This window comes from Mycobacterium sp. E2497 (assembly GCF_001668695.1).
Classification (GTDB): Bacteria; Actinomycetota; Actinomycetes; order Mycobacteriales; family Mycobacteriaceae; genus Mycobacterium.
Map to the genome: position 1 here is coordinate 23,010 of NZ_LZKD01000231.1, position 17,389 is coordinate 40,398.

Genomic DNA, 17,389 nt, shown 5'->3' on the forward strand with positions numbered 1-17,389 from the left:
CGCTTACCGCCCAGACTTACCGGTGGCCGCGGTGGCCGGAGCCACCTCTACACCGAGGATCCGGCTGGCCAGCGTCGCCGACATGGCCGCCACGTTGGCGCGCAGATCCAGCTCCACGGCGTCTCTCTCCCGCTTCAATTGCTCGGAGGCCATTTGCAACGTCGACAGCACCTGCTGCTCCGCACGGGCGCGCGCGTCTTCGACCAGCTTACGGCCCTCTGCGCGGGCATTGTCGCGCAACGACGACGCCTGAACCCGCGCTTCCGTCAGGGCTTCTTCGTAGTCGGCCTTGGCGGCGTCGAACTGCTCGCCGGCCTTCTTGTTGTCGGCGACCGTCTTGGCGACCATGGCGTCACGCTCGCGCAACACCCGCATGACGGGCGGCACGACGAACGTGCCGATGACGGCCAGCACGATCAAGAAGATCGCCAGCACGAAGAAGAAAGTGCCGTTCGGAACGAGGAAGTTGTTGCCTCCCTCGGCCAGCACCTGGCTGGACGCCAGAACGCTCAGGCTCGCGTCACCCATCACAGCGAATTAGGTGCCGACGGGTGTGGCGAAGACGAACAGCGCCATGAACGCCAGGTTGATGAAGTAGGCCGCCTCGACCAGACCGACGGTGATGAAGAACGGCGTGAACAGCCGGCCTTGTGCCTCGGGTTGCCGGGCGATGCCGGAGACCAGCGCGTTACCGGCGATACCGTCACCGATACCGGCGCCGATCGCGCCGCCGCCCATGATGAGTCCACCGCCGATGAGCGCAGCGGCAGCGACTTGGGGGTCCAGAGCCATTCTTATCCTCCTTGATAGCTGGTAGCGGTCTACCAGGCCTCTGTAATGGTGCGTGGGACAAAGCAATTCGTGATGGTCTCAGTCATGGTGTTCCTCGATCTCCATGGCTTGGCTGAAGTAGAGGATGGTCAAGATCGAGAAGATGAACGCCTGGATCGCCCCGACGAACAGGTCGAAGGCCTTCCAGATGGCGTTGGGTGCCCACATGATGTAGGGCGGGAAGAGCGCGATCAACGCGACCAGGATGCCGCCGGCGAAGATGTTGCCGAAAAGTCGGAGCGACAACGAGATCGGCTTGGCCAGTTCTTCGACGAGGTTGATCGGCGCCAGGAACGCAACGTGACCTTTGAGCACCGCGAGCGGGTGTCCGACGATGCCGCGGCGCCAGATGCCGGCCACGTGATAGCAGACGAAGACGAACAGGGCCAGCGCCAGGACGTAATTGATGTCGGCTGCGGCCGACTTCAGCAGCTCGGTGGTGTGCCCGGACTTGTCGGTGTACTGCAGCGGCAGCACGGACAGCCAGTTGGAGATCAGGATGAACACGAAGATCGTGACGGCCAGCGGCAACACGAACGGCGCGATCCGCATTCCGATCGCGCTTTCGATCTGGTCGCGCATCTGGACGGTGATGGCCTCCCAGAACAGCTGCACGCCGCTGGGGACGCCGGTGGAGGTGATCTTCGCGCGCAGGAAGAAGGCCAGCGCGAGCACGATCACCGCCGCGATCGCGGTGGACAGGATCGTGTCCGTGTTGACGGTCATGCCCAGCCACGTGGCGTGGGTGTGCTCGCCGACCTCGATGGCGGATTCGGCCAGGAACGTCGTCTCAGTCATCGTTGCTGTTCTTTCCTTCGGTTCCGTCCGATCCCGCGATCACGCCGCCTCCGTCCGCGGGATGCGCCTCGGCCCAGTCGCCGGCGCGCAGCTTCTTCCACACGGGAAGCGCCGTCGACGCCACCAACAAGACCTGGAAAAGCGCCAATCCGAACACGACGCCCAGGCCGGCGGGCCGGAAGACGTAGGCGATGATCAGCCCGATGACGGTGATGATGGCCAGCCGGGTGGCGGAGTTCAGCGCCATCGTGCTTTTCAGCGGATGCTCCTTCGCGGTGATCGACGCGACCGAACGACGCACCAAGAGGGCGTTGAGCAAACCGAGGAGCAACCCGACGCCGAAGAACACCCCGACCATCGGGTGACCGGTCATGCTGGCGACGATGACCGCCACCGCGGTGACGGCAATGCTGAGGACCAACAGGCGGACCGGGCGGAACGCAACAGAGGGAAACACCAACGGCGCGTCCTGCGCTGGTGTCGTCACTGCAGCACCTCAATCCCAAGTTGGTGGAGCGGGAGTCCCCCGACCGACTGATCGGTGGCCCGCCGAGCGTATCGCACGTCACAGTGGAATCGCCCAAGGGGTATCTCCCGGCGCGAGTCCTCAGCCGACCCGACCGGATCTGTGTCCGATGGACCGGCAATTTGTGCGGCTTTTTGGGGCTCTACCTGCACCGTACCATAGGGCGAGGCACCCCTACTACTAGCTGTCGTAGTCCTCGTCGTCGTACTCGTCGCGCCGGCGCATGAGGGGAATCGCCGTCGCGATGCCGGCGACCACGATGGCGCCCAGCATCACCGCCGCGGTGTGGCGGGGATTGAAGAAGATGGTGCTGGCCGCGCCGAACGCGACGATGCCCACCCAGAGGTAGATCAGCAACACCACTCGGCGGTGGGAGTGCCCGATCTGCAGCAACCGGTGATGCAGGTGCATCTTGTCGGGACTGAACGCGCTGCGGCCGGCGCGGGTGCGGCGCACGATCGCCAGCAGCAAATCGAGCATCGGCACGAACATGACGGCGACCACCAGCAGGAACGGCGACAGCAGCGCGAACACGTCGCGCGCGCCGTAGGCGTTTTGCGAGACGGGGCCGGCGGCGGTGGTGGAGGCCGCGGCGAGCATCAGGCCGATCAGCATCGAGCCGGAATCACCCATGAAGATCTTGGCGCGGTGGAAGTTGTGCGGCAGGAAGCCGAGACAGGCGCCCGCGAGCACCACGGAGATCACGGCGGGCGGATAGAAGAGGACATCGCCGCCGTGATCGCGCAGCAGTCCGACCGAGAACATGCAGATCGCCAGCGCGGTGATCAACCCGAGCCCGGCGGCCAGCCCGTCGAGCCCGTCGACGAAGTTCATCGCGTTGACGATGGAGACGGTCAACGCCAGCGTGAGCAGGATGGACGAGGCCTGGTCCAGCACGATGGTGCCGACGCCGCCGATCGGGATGTACAGGACGCTCCAGGCCACGCCCATGGTGACCAGCACGCTGGCCGCGGTGATCTGACCGGCGAACTTCGTCAGCGCGTCGAGCCCCCACCGATCGTCGATGAGGCCGATGCCCATGATGACCGCGCCGGCCACCAGCACCGCGGGCATACCGGTCGAGTAGACGAACCCGCGGGTGAGCGCCGGGAGCTGCGACGCCAGGAAGACGGCCGAGACGACGCCGAGAAACATCGCCAACCCACCCATACGCGGGGTGGGCGTCACGTGCACGTCGCGCTCCCGCGGATAGGCAACGGCACCGAGCCGGGTGGCGAGCACCCGCACCGGGCCGGTTGCGAAGTAGGTGATGATCGCCGCGGTCAACCCCACAAGTGCCAGCTCGCGCAGGGGGACTCCGGCGCCGCGGTCACCCAGGGCGAGCAAACCACTGGCAAGGTTCGCTAGGTCGCCGGCCGGGTCGCTGGACACGTCGAGACCGTACTGCACCAACCTGGCAACGGGGGAACCGCTCCGGTCAGGCTTGAGCAGTCAGGCTTTCGGGATCGACACCGAGCACTTCCGCGATTCGTTCGGCGCTCACCGGGCCGGGTCGCAGGATCCGCGGGGCGGGTCCGGTCAGGTCGACGATCGTGGAGGCCGCCCGCTGCTCGGCCGTCCCCGCGTCGAGATAGACGTCGACGAGATCGCCGAGTTGATTGCGGGCCTCGTCGGCGTCCACTGCGGGCGGACGGCCGGAGACGTTCGCGCTGGAAACGGCCATGGGCCCCACTTCGCGCAACAATTCGATCGCCACCGGGTGCAGCGGCATACGCAGCATCACGGTCCCGCGGGCGTCGCCGAGGTCCCATTGCAGCGACGGTGCCTGCGCCACCACCAGGCTCAGCGCGCCCGGCCAGAACGCGCGGATCAGGTCTCGGGCCCCGCCCGGCATGGTGTAGACCAGGCCCTCGATGGTGTGCCAGGAGCCGACCAGCACGCCGACCGGCATGTCGCGGCCCCGCCCCTTCGCCGATAGCAGGGCGGCGACCGCGGCGCTGTTGAACGCATCGGCGCCGATGCCGTAGACGGTGTCCGTCGGCATGACGACCAATCGGCCGCCCTTGAGCGCCCCCGCCGCCGAGGCGATCCCGCGCGAACGCTGGCTGGGGTCGGCGCAGTCGAACACTTCGGTCACACCCGACCCCGCTTTCTGCGGGCGGTGACGAACCGCGGCCGGCCGGCGAGGTCGCGCCGGGCCTCGACTTCATCGAAAAGCCCTGTCCTGCAGATCAATTCCACCGTTTGCGACGAGGTGGTGTCGTCATGCTCGACGGCGAAGATGCCGCCCGGGCGAAGCCAGCGGCCGGCCAGGGCGACGATGGGGGCGATCACCGCCATCCCGTCCGGTCCGCCGAACACCGCGTGATGCGGATCGTGTTGAGCGACTTCGGGTTCCACGTCTGCAGCATCGGGGACATAGGGCGGATTGGCCACCACCGCGTCGACCTCGCCGTCCAGGTCCGGCAGCAGCGCGGGCTCGGTGGCGTCGGCGCGGATGAATTCGACGGCGGTGCCGGCGGCGTTGCGCCGCGCGTATTGGAGGGCCACGTCGGAGTCGTCGATGCCGATGACCCGGGCATCGGGGCGCTCGTGGGCGAGCGCCACCGCCAATGCACCCGAACCAGTGCACAGGTCGACGATGACGGGCCGTGCCGGGAGGGGCTGTTGGGTGGCCCACGCGAGGAGCGCTTCGGTTTCCGGGCGCGGTAGGAAGACGCCCGGGCCGACGTGCAGCGTCAGCGGTCCGAACGCGGCCGTGCCGGTGAGGTGCTGCAACGGCACCCGTCGGGAACGCGCGGCCACGACGTCGCGGTAGCGATCGAGGAAATCGTCGCCGGCCGACTCGAGCAAGGCCAGCCGGCCGCGTTCGGTCCCGGTCAGGTGTGCGGCCAGCTCCTCGGCGTCCCAACGAGCGGAGTCGATCCCCGCCTCGGCCAGCGTCGCCGCAGCGGAGTCGATCGCGCGCCGCACCGCACTCATGCCTGCTGCAGCCGGGATTGTTTGTCGGCGGCGCTCAACGCATCGAACATCGCGTCGAGGTCGCCGTCGAGTACCTGATCGAGATTGTGTGCCTTGAAACCGATCCGGTGGTCGGTGATCCGGTTCTCCGGGAAGTTGTAGGTGCGAATCCGTTCGCTGCGGTCCACGGTCCGGATCTGGCTGGCCCGGTCGGCCGACGCGTCGGCCAGCGCCTGTTCCTCGGCCAGCGCTTGCAGCCGGGCGGCGAGCACCTGCAACGCACGCGCCTTGTTCTGCAGCTGCGAGCGTTCGTTCTGGCAGGTGACCACGATGCCGGTGGGTAGATGTGTGATCCGCACCGCGGAGTCGGTGGTGTTCACCCCCTGCCCGCCCTTGCCGGACGAGCGGTACACGTCGATGCGCAGATCCGACTCATCGATCTGCACCTCGCCCACTTCCTCGGGTTCGGGATAGACCAGGACCCCCGCGGCCGAAGTGTGAACGCGTCCTTGGGATTCCGTCACCGGGACGCGCTGCACCCGATGCACCCCGCCCTCGAACTTCATCCGGGACCACACGCCGTCGGGCGAGTCGCCCTTGCTGGCGATGGACAGCGTCGCATCCTTGTAGCCACCGAGGTCCGATGTCGTCTCATCCAGCACCGTCACCGTCCAGCCGTGCCGCTCGGCATAGCGGATGTACATCCTGGCCAGATCCGCCGCGAACAACGCCGATTCCTCGCCGCCCTCACCCGATTTGACTTCGAGCACGATGTCGTCGGGATCGTGCGGGTCGCGGGGGGCCAGCATGTCGGTCAGTTGGGTGTCCAGTTCGGCGACCCGTGATTCAAGCTCGGTGACCTCCGCGGCGAACGAGTCGTCGTCGTCGGCCAGCTCACGCGCGGCCTCCAGGTCGCCGCGCGCCGACTCCAGCTTGCGGTAGGTGGCGACGATGGGGGCCAACCGGGCGAAACGGCGGCCGGCTTTGCGCGCCTCGACGGGGTTGCTGTGCAGGTCGGGATCCGCCAGCCGTCGCTCGAGCTCGGCGTGCTCGGCCAGCAGCACATCAATCGTCTGCACCGGCTGCGTCACGTGTCACCTCCTGCCCGATCCGCTCCCGCTTTCTTACTGCCGCAAACGCAAACCGACGCCCGGCCTGTGCTCGCTCGCACAGTTCGGGCGTCGGCAACGCAGCTATTTGTCGGTGTTCTCCGCCGCGGCGCCTTTGCGCTTGCCGTAACGCTTCTCGAAGCGGGCCACCCGGCCGCCGCTGTCCAGAATCTTCTGCTTGCCGGTGTAGAACGGGTGGCACTGCGAGCACACCTCGACGACGATGTTGCCGCCGGCCTTGGTGCTGCGGGTCTGAAAAGTGTTCCCGCACCCGCAGTGCACGGTGGTCTCCGCGTAGGCGGGGTGAATGTCGGCTTTCATGCTGTCCTTTTCGGTCGTTTGCCCGCGACCCCCGTGCCTGGCGAACGTGAGCCGGTTCGGGGATAGTCGAGCGTCGATTATGCCAGGTCAACCGCTGTCTCCCCAAAACACCGAGTTGGGCCGTGGCATTCCCGGGAACCGGGGCCGGGCAGCGGCGTGATCGGCGGGTTGCCGGTTGCCGATCGCCGCGAGACATAAACCACGGCGAAACCCGCCGGCGGGTCGTGTACGTGGTTGATGTGTCGTGGCCAGACCAGCCCGGCCTAGGGGTGATCGGTCAGTCGTTGTCCATGGATCCGGGTGTGGTCTTGGAGACCTGCACCAGGAACTCGTAGTTCGTCTTCGTCTTGCGCAATTGCGACATCAGCAGGTCGATGGCCTGGTGGGAATCCAGACCTGACAGCACGCGGCGCAGCTTGTGCACGATGCCGAACTCGTCGGGCGACAGCAGCAGCTCGTCCTTGCGGGTGCCGGAGGGGTTGACGTCGACCGCCGGGAAGACCCGCCGCTCGGAGATCTTGCGGTCCAGCTTGAGCTCGGCATTACCGGTGCCCTTGAACTCCTCGAAGATGACCGTGTCACCGGTGGATCCGGTCTCGACCATCGCCGTGGCGATGATGGTCAGCGACCCGCCTTCCTCGATGTTTCGCGCGGCACCCAGGAATCGCTTCGGCGGGTACAGGGCGGTGGAGTCGACACCACCGGACAGGATCCGGCCCGATGCGGGCGACGCGTTGTTGTAGGCGCGGCCCAGACGGGTGATCGAGTCGAGCAGCACCACGACGTCCTTACCCTGCTCGACGAGGCGCTTGGCACGTTCGATGGCCAGCTCGGCGACTGCCGTGTGGTCCGTGGGCGGCCGGTCGAAGGTCGAGGCGATGACCTCGCCCTTGACGGAGCGCGTCATGTCGGTGACCTCCTCCGGGCGCTCGTCGACGAGCACGACCATGAGGTGGCATTCCGGGTTGTTCTTGGTGATCGCGTTGGCGATGTCCTGCAGGATCGTCGTCTTACCGGCCTTCGGCGGCGACACGATCAGGGCGCGCTGGCCCTTACCGATCGGCATGATCAGGTCGATGACCCGGGTGGTCAGCCGGTCGGGGGTGGTTTCCAGGCGAAGCCGCTGGTTGGGGTAGAGCGGCGTCAGCTTGCTGAAATCGGGCCGCTTTTTCGCGTCCTCGACCGGGCCACCGTTGACGCTGTCCAGGCGGACCAGCGGGTTGAACTTCTGGCGCTGGTTGGGCTGTTCGCCGTCCTTGGGCACGCGAACCGCGCCGGTCACCGCGTCGCCGCGGCGCAGGCCGTTCTTGCGCACCATGTTCATGGACACGTAGACGTCGTGCGGACCGGCCAGGTAACCGGAGGTGCGGACGAACGCGTAATTGTCGAGGACGTCAAGGATTCCGGCGACCGGTTGCACGACGTCGTCTTCGCGCAGTTCGGTGTCGCCGCCCTCGCCGGACCGCTCACCGCGCCGCCTCCGGTCGCGGTCGCGGAAGCGGCGACCACGCCTGCCCTGACGGCCCTCGCCGTCATCGTCCTGCTGGTTGGAGCCGCCACGAGATTGCTGGCCGCCCGAGCCTTGCTGGTCACCGCTTTGGTCACCGGCGTCTTGTCCGCGCTCGTCGTTTTGGGTCTCCCGCTTGCCGCCCTGACGTGCGTCATCGTCGCCGGTGGCCGCGCCCTCGCGGGTGCGTGAGCGCTCGCCATCGGTGTCGTCGGCGGTGCGGGCCGATCCCGGCTCGCGCGAGGCGCTGCGCCGCTCACGGCGGGGCGCCTCGGTCGAGGAACCGTTCTGTTGGTCCTGAGCGGTCGGCGCATCGGCGCCGGCGGCGTCGGATTTGCCGCCGTCCTCGGGGGCGGCCGGGGCGGACGTCCCGTTGGACTGTCCCCTGATTTCCTTTATGGCGGCGATGAGTTCGTTCTTGCGCATGCCCGACGTCCCCTTGACGCCGACCTGGTTAGCCAGCGCGCGCAGTTCGGGAAGCACCATGGTCGACAGAGAGCCAACCGGGGCATTGGTTTTGACGTCGGATGTGTCCGGGGTCACGGCGTTCGGCACGTCATTGTTGTCGGTGCTCGCGTCAGCCGTGAACAGGTCCGTATCGGTCACGGATTTCCTTTCTTCCCCCGTTGATCAGGTCATTCGGGGGGTTCGTTGCATTCAGCCAAATTTGCCGAGTGCACCCAATCATCGACTCTGCAACGGTGATCGCCTCAGTCGGCGGAGTAAGCGGCGAACCTCGTTCACGAGAAGAATTGGTGTTGTCCTAGCGGCAACGCAGTATTGATGCAGATGCAGATGCTGCAATTGCTGGACGGGTCCGAGGATAGCCCGCATCTTTGTCGGAAGCAAGCAAACCCTCCGGCCACGCTGTGGATCAACCGGGGACTGTGACTCCCGGGCTCCAGCGAACTCGTTCGCCGGCGGTCATCTCAGTGAGGGCAAATCCGTTCGCGGCCCCGTGCTCCACCACTTCCGCGGGCAACTCCGGCTCCGTGCTCAGGGCAATCAGTGCCGGGCCCGCCCCCGAAAGCGTCGCTGCCACGTTATTACGCCGCAGCAGCCGCAAATATTCCGCGGAGGCCGGCATCGCCGGCGCGCGCTGCGGTTGGTGCAGCAGATCCTCGGTGGCCGGCATGAGCAGGTCCGGGCGTTCGGTGAGCGCTACCACCAGCAGGGCCGCGCGGCTGACGTTGAACCGGGCATCGTCATGACTCACCTGAGCCGGCAGCAGCACCCGGGTCTCGGCGGTCAGGGAGCGTTCTTGGGGTATCGCGCAATACAGACGGATGTCGGGGTGGAGTCGCACCGACACCGCCGAGTAGCGCGGCCGCTCACCGGAGCGATCGATCCAGGAGACCACCGCACCGCCGAGCACCGCCGCGGCGGCGTTGTCGGGATGACCCTCGAACTCCGAGGACAGCTGGATCAGCTGCGCGTCGCTCAACGGCTTCGAATCCGCCTGCGTCACAAGGCCGTTCGCTGCCGCCAGGCCGCCTACCACGGCGGCTGCGGACGAGCCGAGGCCGCGGGAGTGCGGGATGGCGTTGCGGCAGCGGACCACCAGCCCCGCGGCGCGCACGCCCGCGGCGCGCAGCCCGCATTCGACGGCGCGGACCACCAGGTGTTCGGGACCGCGCGGCACCTGCTCGGCACTCTCCCCCTCGACCAGCACCACCAGGCCTGAATCCGTTGTCTCCACGACGATTTCGTCGCTGAGACTCAATGCCAGGCCGAGGCTGTCGAAACCGGGGCCGAGGTTGGCGCTGGAGGCCGACACCACGGCGCTCGCCACCAGCCCGGCGGGCAGCATCTGGGACGTCATTTCTCAGGCCAGCCCCAGCTTTTCGACGACCAGCACCGGGTCGACCGGCAGCGGGGACACGGTCGGCATATCCCTCAGCGCGGTGTCGGGATCCTTGAGGCCGTTGCCGGTGACCGTGCACACCACCGTCGAGCCGCGCGCCACCCAACCGTCGTCAACCGCCTTGAGCAGACCCGCGATGCTGGCCGCGGATGCGGGCTCGACGAAGACGCCTTCGCTCTCGGCCACCAGGTGGTAGGCGGCGAGGATCTCCTCGTCGGTGGCGGCCAGGAAGCGGCCGTTGGACTGCTGCTGCGCGTTCACCGCGGCGGCCCACGATGCGGGGGCACCGATGCGGATGGCGGTCGCGATCGTCTCGGGGTGGCGGACGGGGGCGCCGTGCACCAGTGGCGCCGCGCCGGCGGCCTGGGTGCCGAGCATGCGGGGCAGCTTGTCGATGACGCCGTCGTGGTGATATTCGGTGTAGCCCTTCCAGTACGCGGTGATGTTGCCCGCGTTACCCACCGGGAGGGCGTGCACGTCCGGCGCGGCACCCAGCGCGTCGACGATCTCGAACGCCGCCGTCTTCTGGCCCTCGATGCGCACCGGGTTGACCGAGTTGACCAACGCGATCGTCGGGAAGTCGGCGGCCATCTTGCGGGCCAGTTCCAGACAGTCGTCGAAGTTGCCGTCGATCTGAATGATCTTGGCGCCGTGCATGACCGCCTGCGCCAGCTTGCCCATCGCGATCTTGCCCTGCGGGATGAGCACCGCGCAGGTGATGCCGGCGCGGGCCGCGTACGCGGCCGCCGACGCCGAGGTATTGCCGGTCGACGCGCACAGCACGGCCTGCTGACCCCGCGCCAGCGCGTCGGTGACCGCCATGGTCATGCCGCGGTCCTTGAACGAGCCGGTCGGGTTGAGGCCCTCGACCTTGAGGTGCACCGTGCAGCCGGTCTTCTCCGAAAGACGCGTCGCCGCGATCAGCGGGGTGCCGCCCTCGAGGAGGGTGACCGGGGTCCAGTCGTCGCCCACCGGCAGCCGGTCGCGGTAGGCCGCGATCAATCCCGGCCACGGTTGGTGCACGGCGGTACGCGGAACGCTCATCGGCCGGTCTCTTCCAGCCGCAGCACGCTGGTGACGCCCTGCACGACATCGAGATCGGCCAGCGCGTCGACGGTTTCGGAGAGTGCGGCGTCGGTGGCGCTGTGGGTGACCACCACGACGCGGGCCCCCACCCGCCGCCCGCCTTCGTCGACCACGCCCTCCTGGCGGACCTCGGCGATGCTCACCTCGCGCTTGGCGAATTCGGCCGCCACCGTGGACAACACGCCGGGCTTGTCGGCGACGTTCATGCTGACGTAGTAGCGGGTGGAGATGAAACCCATTGGGGCGATGGGAAGCTGGGCGTACTTCGATTCTTTCGGCCCGCGGCTGCCCAACACCCGGTTGCGGGCGGCCATGACCAAGTCACCGGTGACCGCCGACGCGGTGGGCGCGCCGCCCGCGCCCTGACCGTAGAACATGAGCCGGCCGGCGGCCTTGGCCTCCACCACGACGGCGTTGAATGCCCCGTTGACCGTGGCCAACGGGTGCGACAGCGGCACCAGCGCCGGGTAGACGCGGGCCGAGACCCGCTCCTGTCCGTCGTCACTGGTGATGCGCTCGCAGATGGACAGCAGTTTGATGGTGCAACCCAGGGAGCGGGCGGAGGCGAAGTCGGCCGGCGTGATCTTGGTGATGCCCTCGCGATAGACGTCGTCGGCGGTCACCCGGGTGTGGAAGGCGATCGATGCCAGGATCGCGGCCTTGGCCGCGGCGTCGTAGCCCTCGACGTCGGCCGTGGGATCGGCCTCGGCGTACCCCAGCGCGCTCGCCTCTGCCAGGGCGGTGGCGTAGTCGGCGCCGGTGCTGTCCATCGCGGAGAGGATGTAGTTGGTGGTGCCGTTGACGATGCCGGCGACCCGCAGCACGGTGTCTCCCGCCAGCGACTGCGTGAGCGGGCGGATGACCGGGATGGCGCCCGCGACCGCCGCCTCGAAATACAGGTCGACGTGGGCGTTTTCGGCGGCCTGCGCCAATTCCCCGGTGGAGGTGGCCAACAGCGCCTTGTTCGCCGTGACGACGGACTTGCCGTGCTCGAGCGCGCGCAGGATCGCCTTGCGGGCCGGCTCCACCGGACCCATCAACTCCAGGACGATGTCGACGTCCTCGCGGGAGACGAGTTCCTCGATGTTGTCGGTGAGCAACTCGATCGGAACTCCTCGGTCGGCGGCCACCCGCCGCACTCCGATGCCGCGCAACACCAAGGGAGCACCGATACGCGCCGCGAGGTCCTCGGCGCTGTCCTCGATGATTCGGACAACTTCGCTGCCGACGTTGCCGAACCCGAGTACCGCTACGCCGACAGGCTTTTCGTCACGGGGCACAGTTCACCTCACTTCCAGACTCAGTAGGTCGTCCACCGTCTCGCGGCGCAGAATCAGGCGCGAGCGCCCCGCACGCACCGCCACCACGGCCGGCCGACAGACCATGTTGTAGCGGCTGGACAGTGAATAGCAGTACGCGCCGGTCGCGGCGACCCCGAGCAGGTCACCGGGGCGCAGGTCGTCGGGCACCCACGCGTCGCGCACCACGATGTCCCCGCTCTCGCAGTGCTTTCCGACGATCCGGGCCAGGGTCGCCGGCGCATCGCTGGCCCGCGACAGCAGCCGGGCGTCGTATTGGGCGTCGTAGAGCGCGGTGCGGATGTTGTCGCTCATGCCGCCGTCGACGCTGACATACCGGCGCTGGGCCGTGCTGCTCACGTCGACGTCCTTGACGGTGCCCACCTCGTACAGCGTGATGGTGCCCGGCCCGGCGATGGCACGCCCCGGCTCGACCACCAGCCTCGGAGTGGGCAGGCCCACGGCCGCCGACTCGTTGGCGACGATCGCCGTCAGCTTGGCCGCCAGCTCGGCCACCGGCGGCGGGTCGTCCGTGCCCAGGTACGAGATGCCCAGCCCGCCACCGAGATCCACGGTGGAGACCTGGCCCGTCTTGTCGATGCCGAATTCGTCGACGATTTGGTGCAGCAGCCCGATCACGCGGTGTGCGGCTACCTCGAAGCCGTCGACGTCGAAGATCTGCGAGCCGATGTGGCTGTGCAGCCCCACCAACCGCAGGTGGTCGGTGGCGAACACCCGGCGCACCGCGGCCATCGCCGCGCCGCTGGCCACCGACAGCCCGAACTTCTGGTCCTCGTGTGCGGTCGAGATGAACTCGTGCGTGTGCGCTTCGACCCCGACGGTGAGGCGGACGTAGACGTCCTGGACGACGCCGGCCTCCCCCGCGATCGTGTCGAGGCGCTCGATTTCGGTCATCGAGTCCAAGACGATATGCCCGACACCGGCTTTGACCGCCGCGGTCAGCTCCGCGACGGATTTGTTGTTGCCGTGGAACGTGATTCGCTCCGGCGGAAAGTCGGCGTGCAGCGCGACGGCGAGCTCGCCGCCGGTGGACACGTCCAGCGACAGGCCCTCCTCATCGACCCACCGGGCGATCTCGCTGCACAGGAAGGCCTTGGCCGCGTAGCACACGTTCTGCCCGCCGCCGAAGGCCGTCGCCAGTTCGCGGCACCGGGAACGGAAGTCGTCCTCGTCGACGACGAACAGCGGGGTCCCGTACTCCTGGGTGAGCTGGGTGACCGGTATTCCGGCGAGGTTGGCCACCCCGGTGTCGTCGCGAAGGATGTTGCGCGGCCAGACATTCGGCGCAAGCCGCAGCAGCTCGTCGGGCGATTGCGGCCGCGGCGTGCTATCGGGGTGCCGGGCGTCTTCGGCGTGCCGGGGGCCGGCGGGGTGCACGTTCACATTCGCTCCGGACCGGTGACACCGAGGATCGTCAGCCCGTTGGCGATGACCTGGCGGGTGGCCTCGCACAGCGCCAGGCGCGCGGCGTGCAGGTCGGTGGGCTGCTCGTCCCCCTGGGGCAGCACCCGGCACGAATCGTAGAACCGGTGGTAGTCGCCGGCCAGGTCTTCCAGGTAACGGCACACCCGATGCGGCTCCCGCAGGGACGCAGCGGTTTTCAGCACGCGGGGGAATTCCCCGATGCTGCGCAGCAGCGTTCCCTCCTTGTCGTGGCTGAGCAGCTCGAGGTGCCCCGTGTCGGGGACCAGGCCCAGTTCCGCGGCGTTGCGTGCCAGCGCCGACAGCCGCGCGTGCGCGTATTGCACGTAGTAAACCGGGTTTTCGTTCGACGCCGACGACCACAGCGCCAGGTCGATGTCGATCGGGGTGTCGACCGAGGAGCGGATCAGGCTGTAGCGCGCCGCGTCGACGCCGATCGCCTCCACCAGGTCGTCGAGCGTGATCACCGTTCCCGCCCGCTTGCTCATCCGGACCGGCGCGCCGTCGCGCACCAGGTTGACCATCTGCCCGATCAGCACCTCGACGTGAGCCGGGTCGTCACCGAATGCGGCGGCCACGGCCTTGAGCCGGGCGATGTATCCGTGGTGGTCGGCGCCGAGCATGTAGATGCACAGGTCGAAGCCGCGCTGCCGCTTGTCCAGGTAGTAGGCGATGTCGCCCGCGATGTAGGCCGGCTTACCGTCGCTCTTGATCACGACGCGGTCCTTGTCGTCCCCAAAAGAACTGGTGCGCAACCAGGTTGCGCCATCCTTCTCGTAGATGTTGCCGGTCTCGCGCAGCCGGGCGATGGCCTGATCGACGCGGCCGCTGGTGTGCATCGAGTCTTCGTGGGTGTAGACGTCGAAGTCGGTGCCGAACTCGTGCAGCGACTCCTTGATGTGGGTGAACATCAGGTCGACACCGATTTCGCGGAACGTCTCGTGCATCTCGGCTTCGGGCAGGCTCAGCGCGTCGGGCGCCTTGGCCAGCACCTGCGCGGCGATGTCGTTGATGTAGGCGCCCGCATAGCCGTCCTCGGGCGTCGGTTCGCCCTTGGCGGCGGCGATCAGCGAGTTGGCGAAGCGGTCGATCTGGGCGCCGTGGTCGTTGAAGTAGTACTCGCGCTCGACGTCGGCGCCCTGGGTGCTCAACAGCCGGCCCAACGCGTCGCCGACGGCGGCCCAGCGGGTGCCGCCGATGTGGATGGGCCCGGTGGGGTTGGCCGAGACGAATTCCAGGTTGATCTTGTGGCCGCCCAGCGCGTCGGAGTGACCGAACTCATCACCGGCGTCGATGACGTTGTTGATGATCACCGCCTGCGCCGACGCCTCGAGGCGCAGGTTGATGAATCCGGGCCCGGCCACTTCCGCCGAGGCGACGCCGTCGGCCTGTGCCAGCGCCTCTGCCAGCCAGCCGGCCAGTTCACGGGGGTTGGCGCCGACCTTCTTGCCCAGCTGAAGCGCCAGGTTGCTGGCGTAGTCGCCGTGCTCGGGATTGCGGGGCCGCTCCACGGTGACCGTCGCCGGCAAGGCGGCAGCGTCCAGCCCGCGCTCGGCCAACACCGCGGAGGCGGTGTTCCTGAGCAGCTCAGCGAGGTCAGCTGGGGTCACGAGCGTCCATCCTATTGGCTGAGGTGCCCGCGCCCCGAATCCGTTGCGGTGGTCGAGCGGTCACCGCGATGCGTTAGTCTGTCTGGGCCCACTGGCGCATCATGGTCTCCATGCGCCCCCGTAGCTCAGGGGATAGAGCGTCTGCCTCCGGAGCAGAAGGCCGCAGGTTCGAATCCTGCCGGGGGCACCAGTATTCGCGCAGGTCAGGCGGTATTTTCCGTTAGTCAGTTCGGCTAATGAAACGTTCACCGCGGATAAACCGGACTCAGATGGTGCATTTCAGCCCGACGTGGGCGGCGTGGTACCCGAGCCGGCGATAGAACGCCCGAGCCCTTTCGCGAGCCTCGTCTGTGGTCACCTGCGCCAGCTGTGCCCCGTGTGCTCGGCCGTAGTTGTGTGCCCACTCGACGAGTGCAGTACCAAGACCCTGTGCGCGTTCGGCTTTGGCGACCCGTAATCCCTCGATCTGCAGCCGGGTGGCGCCGCCGCGGGAAAGGCCGGGAATGATCGTCAATTGCACAGTCGCGACGACCATATCGGAACCGTTCAGGACGACTCCGAGATAGTTGGATCGGTCGCGAACGACGATGTCGTAGGCCGCCTCGTAGCGTTCGAGTTCGGCGGCTTCGCGATCCTGACCGAATTCGTCGTCGGAGAGCAGCTGGGCGATCACCCCCACGTGTTCGCGCGTCGCGCGCTGCACACGATATGTGCGGCCCGCTACCCGCAGCAGTCCTCGAACCGACGACTGCGCCAGTGCCTGTAGGCGCGCCACCAACAGGTCCAGCCACGCCCCCACATTGGTTCGGGCCTCCGCGGTATCCGGGTAGCGGCATCGCAGATGTAGCCCGGACTCGTCCTGGATGAACCAGAGCATGACGCCGTCGGTGTCAACGCTCGCGCTCACATACTGGGCGTCGAGTCCGACCGAGTCGATGCGCACCGGAAGTCTGCTTTGGTCCAGCCAGGAAATCGCGAACATGCCGGGCGCGACGGGCATTCCACCCCACGGAGCCAGTACGTCGGCCAGTGGCCAGGAACCAAGCTGCACAGCTTCTTTGACGGCGACGGCCGCGGCGTGCGGCTCGGCAACCGCTGACTCCAGGACCGAATTGGTGATGAACCAGCCCACCGAGTCGTGCCATTTGTCTTCAAATCGGCTGTGCACGGGGAAGACCGCGCGCAGCGGCGCCCCGGCCAACTCGCGGGTCACCGCAGTCATGGCGACCACAGCGAGTGCCAGCGTCGAGACACCGTCGTCGCGTGCCTGCGCGACGAACGCGGCGCCGTCATCGACATCGAACACGTCACGCACTTCAACGCGTTCCGGATGCGGCCCGGACTCACCCAACGGCAGCGGAAACCGTGGCATCACCCCACCGCTGTCGCTGATGATTTGTGCCCATCGCGCGCGCACGCGTTCCGGTGCCGCGGGACGGTCCAACAGTGCTTGGGTGTGCACGACAAATGCCGGCGGCGGCTGCAGCGACGACGTACGTCCGATCCGCGCGTCGGCGAGTATCGACAACAGGTCCCGGGCAATCACCAGCATCGACCACATGTCCACATGGGCGTGGTCGGCAGCGATCACCACCGTCAATCCGGCGGCAGTCTCCAGCACACACAATCGATGTGAGGGCCGCTGATAGGGCGAGCACGTCGCATTGAGAACTACTCGCAGTGCGTCGTTGACCGCCTGGCCCGGAGTGATCTCATGCTCTACCCACTTGCCTGGGCGAATATCGATCTCATTCAGCTGCGGATCGCCGTCCGCCCCGAGTGTGAAAGCCGTTCGAAGGGTGCCGTGGCGGGCGATCACAGCCAGCCACGCATCGGCCAACGATTGGCGGCTGACCCCCGCCGGCAACCGAATGGACAGCGCCATCCAGGAGCCGGGTCGTGCGCCCGCACCGACGTGTATGCGCTGGTCGAACGACACCGGGAGCTGATGCCGGCCGAGGTCAGACACCGACACGTCATAGCCCCATAGTCGTCCAAAGGGTAGCCGCAGGTGCGCCACGTTGGTCAGCCGCATGGCGGTACCCTAACGCCCCGGTTAGCCTGAATGCTCGGT

At 67.6% G+C, this 17,389-nt stretch carries 16 protein-coding genes and 1 tRNA gene; 1 reads left to right on the forward strand and 16 read right to left on the reverse strand.

Annotated elements, in window-relative coordinates:
- Window positions 1-3: 3 nt before the first annotated feature.
- The 15 genes from A5713_RS21425 to argS form a co-directional block, all read right to left on the reverse strand.
- Complete coding sequence (locus A5713_RS21425; protein ID WP_068098289.1) at window positions 4-528, reverse strand: F0F1 ATP synthase subunit B; 525 nt, start codon at window positions 526-528, stop codon at window positions 4-6.
- 9 nt (window positions 529-537) lie between these two features.
- Complete coding sequence (locus A5713_RS21430) at window positions 538-786, reverse strand: F0F1 ATP synthase subunit C (protein WP_024636915.1); 249 nt, start codon at window positions 784-786, stop codon at window positions 538-540.
- 84 nt (window positions 787-870) lie between these two features.
- Window positions 871-1,629 (reverse strand): F0F1 ATP synthase subunit A, encoded by a 759-nt coding sequence (gene atpB, locus A5713_RS21435; protein ID WP_067920855.1) that lies wholly within the window; start codon window positions 1,627-1,629, stop codon window positions 871-873.
- The gene (locus tag A5713_RS21440) at window positions 1,622-2,116 is read right to left on the reverse strand and encodes an ATP synthase subunit I (protein ID WP_067920853.1); all 495 of its coding nucleotides are present in this window, start codon (window positions 2,114-2,116) and stop codon (window positions 1,622-1,624) included. Before A5713_RS21440 ends, atpB begins: the two co-directional genes overlap by 8 nt.
- A 219-nt stretch (window positions 2,117-2,335) precedes the next feature.
- The gene (locus tag A5713_RS21445) at window positions 2,336-3,565 is read right to left on the reverse strand and encodes a glycosyltransferase family 4 protein (protein ID WP_068098290.1); all 1,230 of its coding nucleotides are present in this window, start codon (window positions 3,563-3,565) and stop codon (window positions 2,336-2,338) included.
- A 28-nt stretch (window positions 3,566-3,593) separates the two neighbouring features.
- Window positions 3,594-4,253 carry an L-threonylcarbamoyladenylate synthase gene (locus A5713_RS21450; RefSeq protein WP_068098291.1) on the reverse strand — a complete coding sequence of 220 codons (660 nt, stop codon included), beginning with the start codon at window positions 4,251-4,253 and terminating at the stop codon, window positions 3,594-3,596.
- Window positions 4,250-5,098, reverse strand: coding sequence for a peptide chain release factor N(5)-glutamine methyltransferase (gene prmC / locus A5713_RS21455; protein ID WP_068098292.1), 849 nt, complete (start codon window positions 5,096-5,098; stop codon window positions 4,250-4,252). Before prmC ends, A5713_RS21450 begins: the two co-directional genes overlap by 4 nt.
- Window positions 5,095-6,168, reverse strand: a complete 1,074-nt coding sequence (prfA, locus tag A5713_RS21460) for a peptide chain release factor 1 (RefSeq protein ID WP_068098293.1) — start codon at window positions 6,166-6,168, stop codon at window positions 5,095-5,097. Before prfA ends, prmC begins: the two co-directional genes overlap by 4 nt.
- Before the next feature lie 102 nt (window positions 6,169-6,270).
- Window positions 6,271-6,507, reverse strand: a complete 237-nt coding sequence (gene rpmE, locus A5713_RS21465; protein WP_068098294.1) for a 50S ribosomal protein L31 — start codon at window positions 6,505-6,507, stop codon at window positions 6,271-6,273.
- Window positions 6,508-6,784: 277 nt separating this feature from the next.
- Entirely contained in the window at window positions 6,785-8,620 is a 1,836-nt protein-coding gene (rho, locus tag A5713_RS21470; protein ID WP_067920841.1) for a transcription termination factor Rho, read from the reverse strand.
- Between the two features lie 268 nt (window positions 8,621-8,888).
- The gene (gene thrB / locus A5713_RS21475) at window positions 8,889-9,836 is read right to left on the reverse strand and encodes a homoserine kinase (RefSeq protein ID WP_068098295.1); all 948 of its coding nucleotides are present in this window, start codon (window positions 9,834-9,836) and stop codon (window positions 8,889-8,891) included.
- Window positions 9,837-9,839: 3 nt separating this feature from the next.
- Window positions 9,840-10,922 (reverse strand): threonine synthase, encoded by a 1,083-nt coding sequence (gene thrC, locus A5713_RS21480; protein WP_067920837.1) that lies wholly within the window; start codon window positions 10,920-10,922, stop codon window positions 9,840-9,842.
- Window positions 10,919-12,244: a homoserine dehydrogenase gene (locus A5713_RS21485; RefSeq protein ID WP_068098296.1), complete on the reverse strand. Its 1,326-nt coding sequence runs from the start codon at window positions 12,242-12,244 to the stop codon at window positions 10,919-10,921. Before A5713_RS21485 ends, thrC begins: the two co-directional genes overlap by 4 nt.
- Before the next feature lie 3 nt (window positions 12,245-12,247).
- Complete coding sequence (gene lysA, locus A5713_RS21490) at window positions 12,248-13,666, reverse strand: diaminopimelate decarboxylase (RefSeq protein WP_068098297.1); 1,419 nt, start codon at window positions 13,664-13,666, stop codon at window positions 12,248-12,250.
- The gene (gene argS / locus A5713_RS21495; protein ID WP_068098298.1) at window positions 13,663-15,315 is read right to left on the reverse strand and encodes an arginine--tRNA ligase; all 1,653 of its coding nucleotides are present in this window, start codon (window positions 15,313-15,315) and stop codon (window positions 13,663-13,665) included. Before argS ends, lysA begins: the two co-directional genes overlap by 4 nt.
- A gap of 114 nt (window positions 15,316-15,429) precedes the next feature.
- On the opposite strand from argS, the gene A5713_RS21500 reads away from it, so the two are divergent.
- Window positions 15,430-15,505, forward strand: a tRNA-Arg gene (locus A5713_RS21500).
- A gap of 75 nt (window positions 15,506-15,580) precedes the next feature.
- On the opposite strand, the gene A5713_RS21505 is transcribed toward A5713_RS21500, so the two are convergent.
- On the reverse strand, window positions 15,581-17,350 hold the full coding sequence (locus tag A5713_RS21505; RefSeq protein ID WP_068098299.1) for a GNAT family N-acetyltransferase: 1,770 nt from the start codon (window positions 17,348-17,350) through the stop codon (window positions 15,581-15,583).
- Window positions 17,351-17,389: the final 39 nt, after the last annotated feature.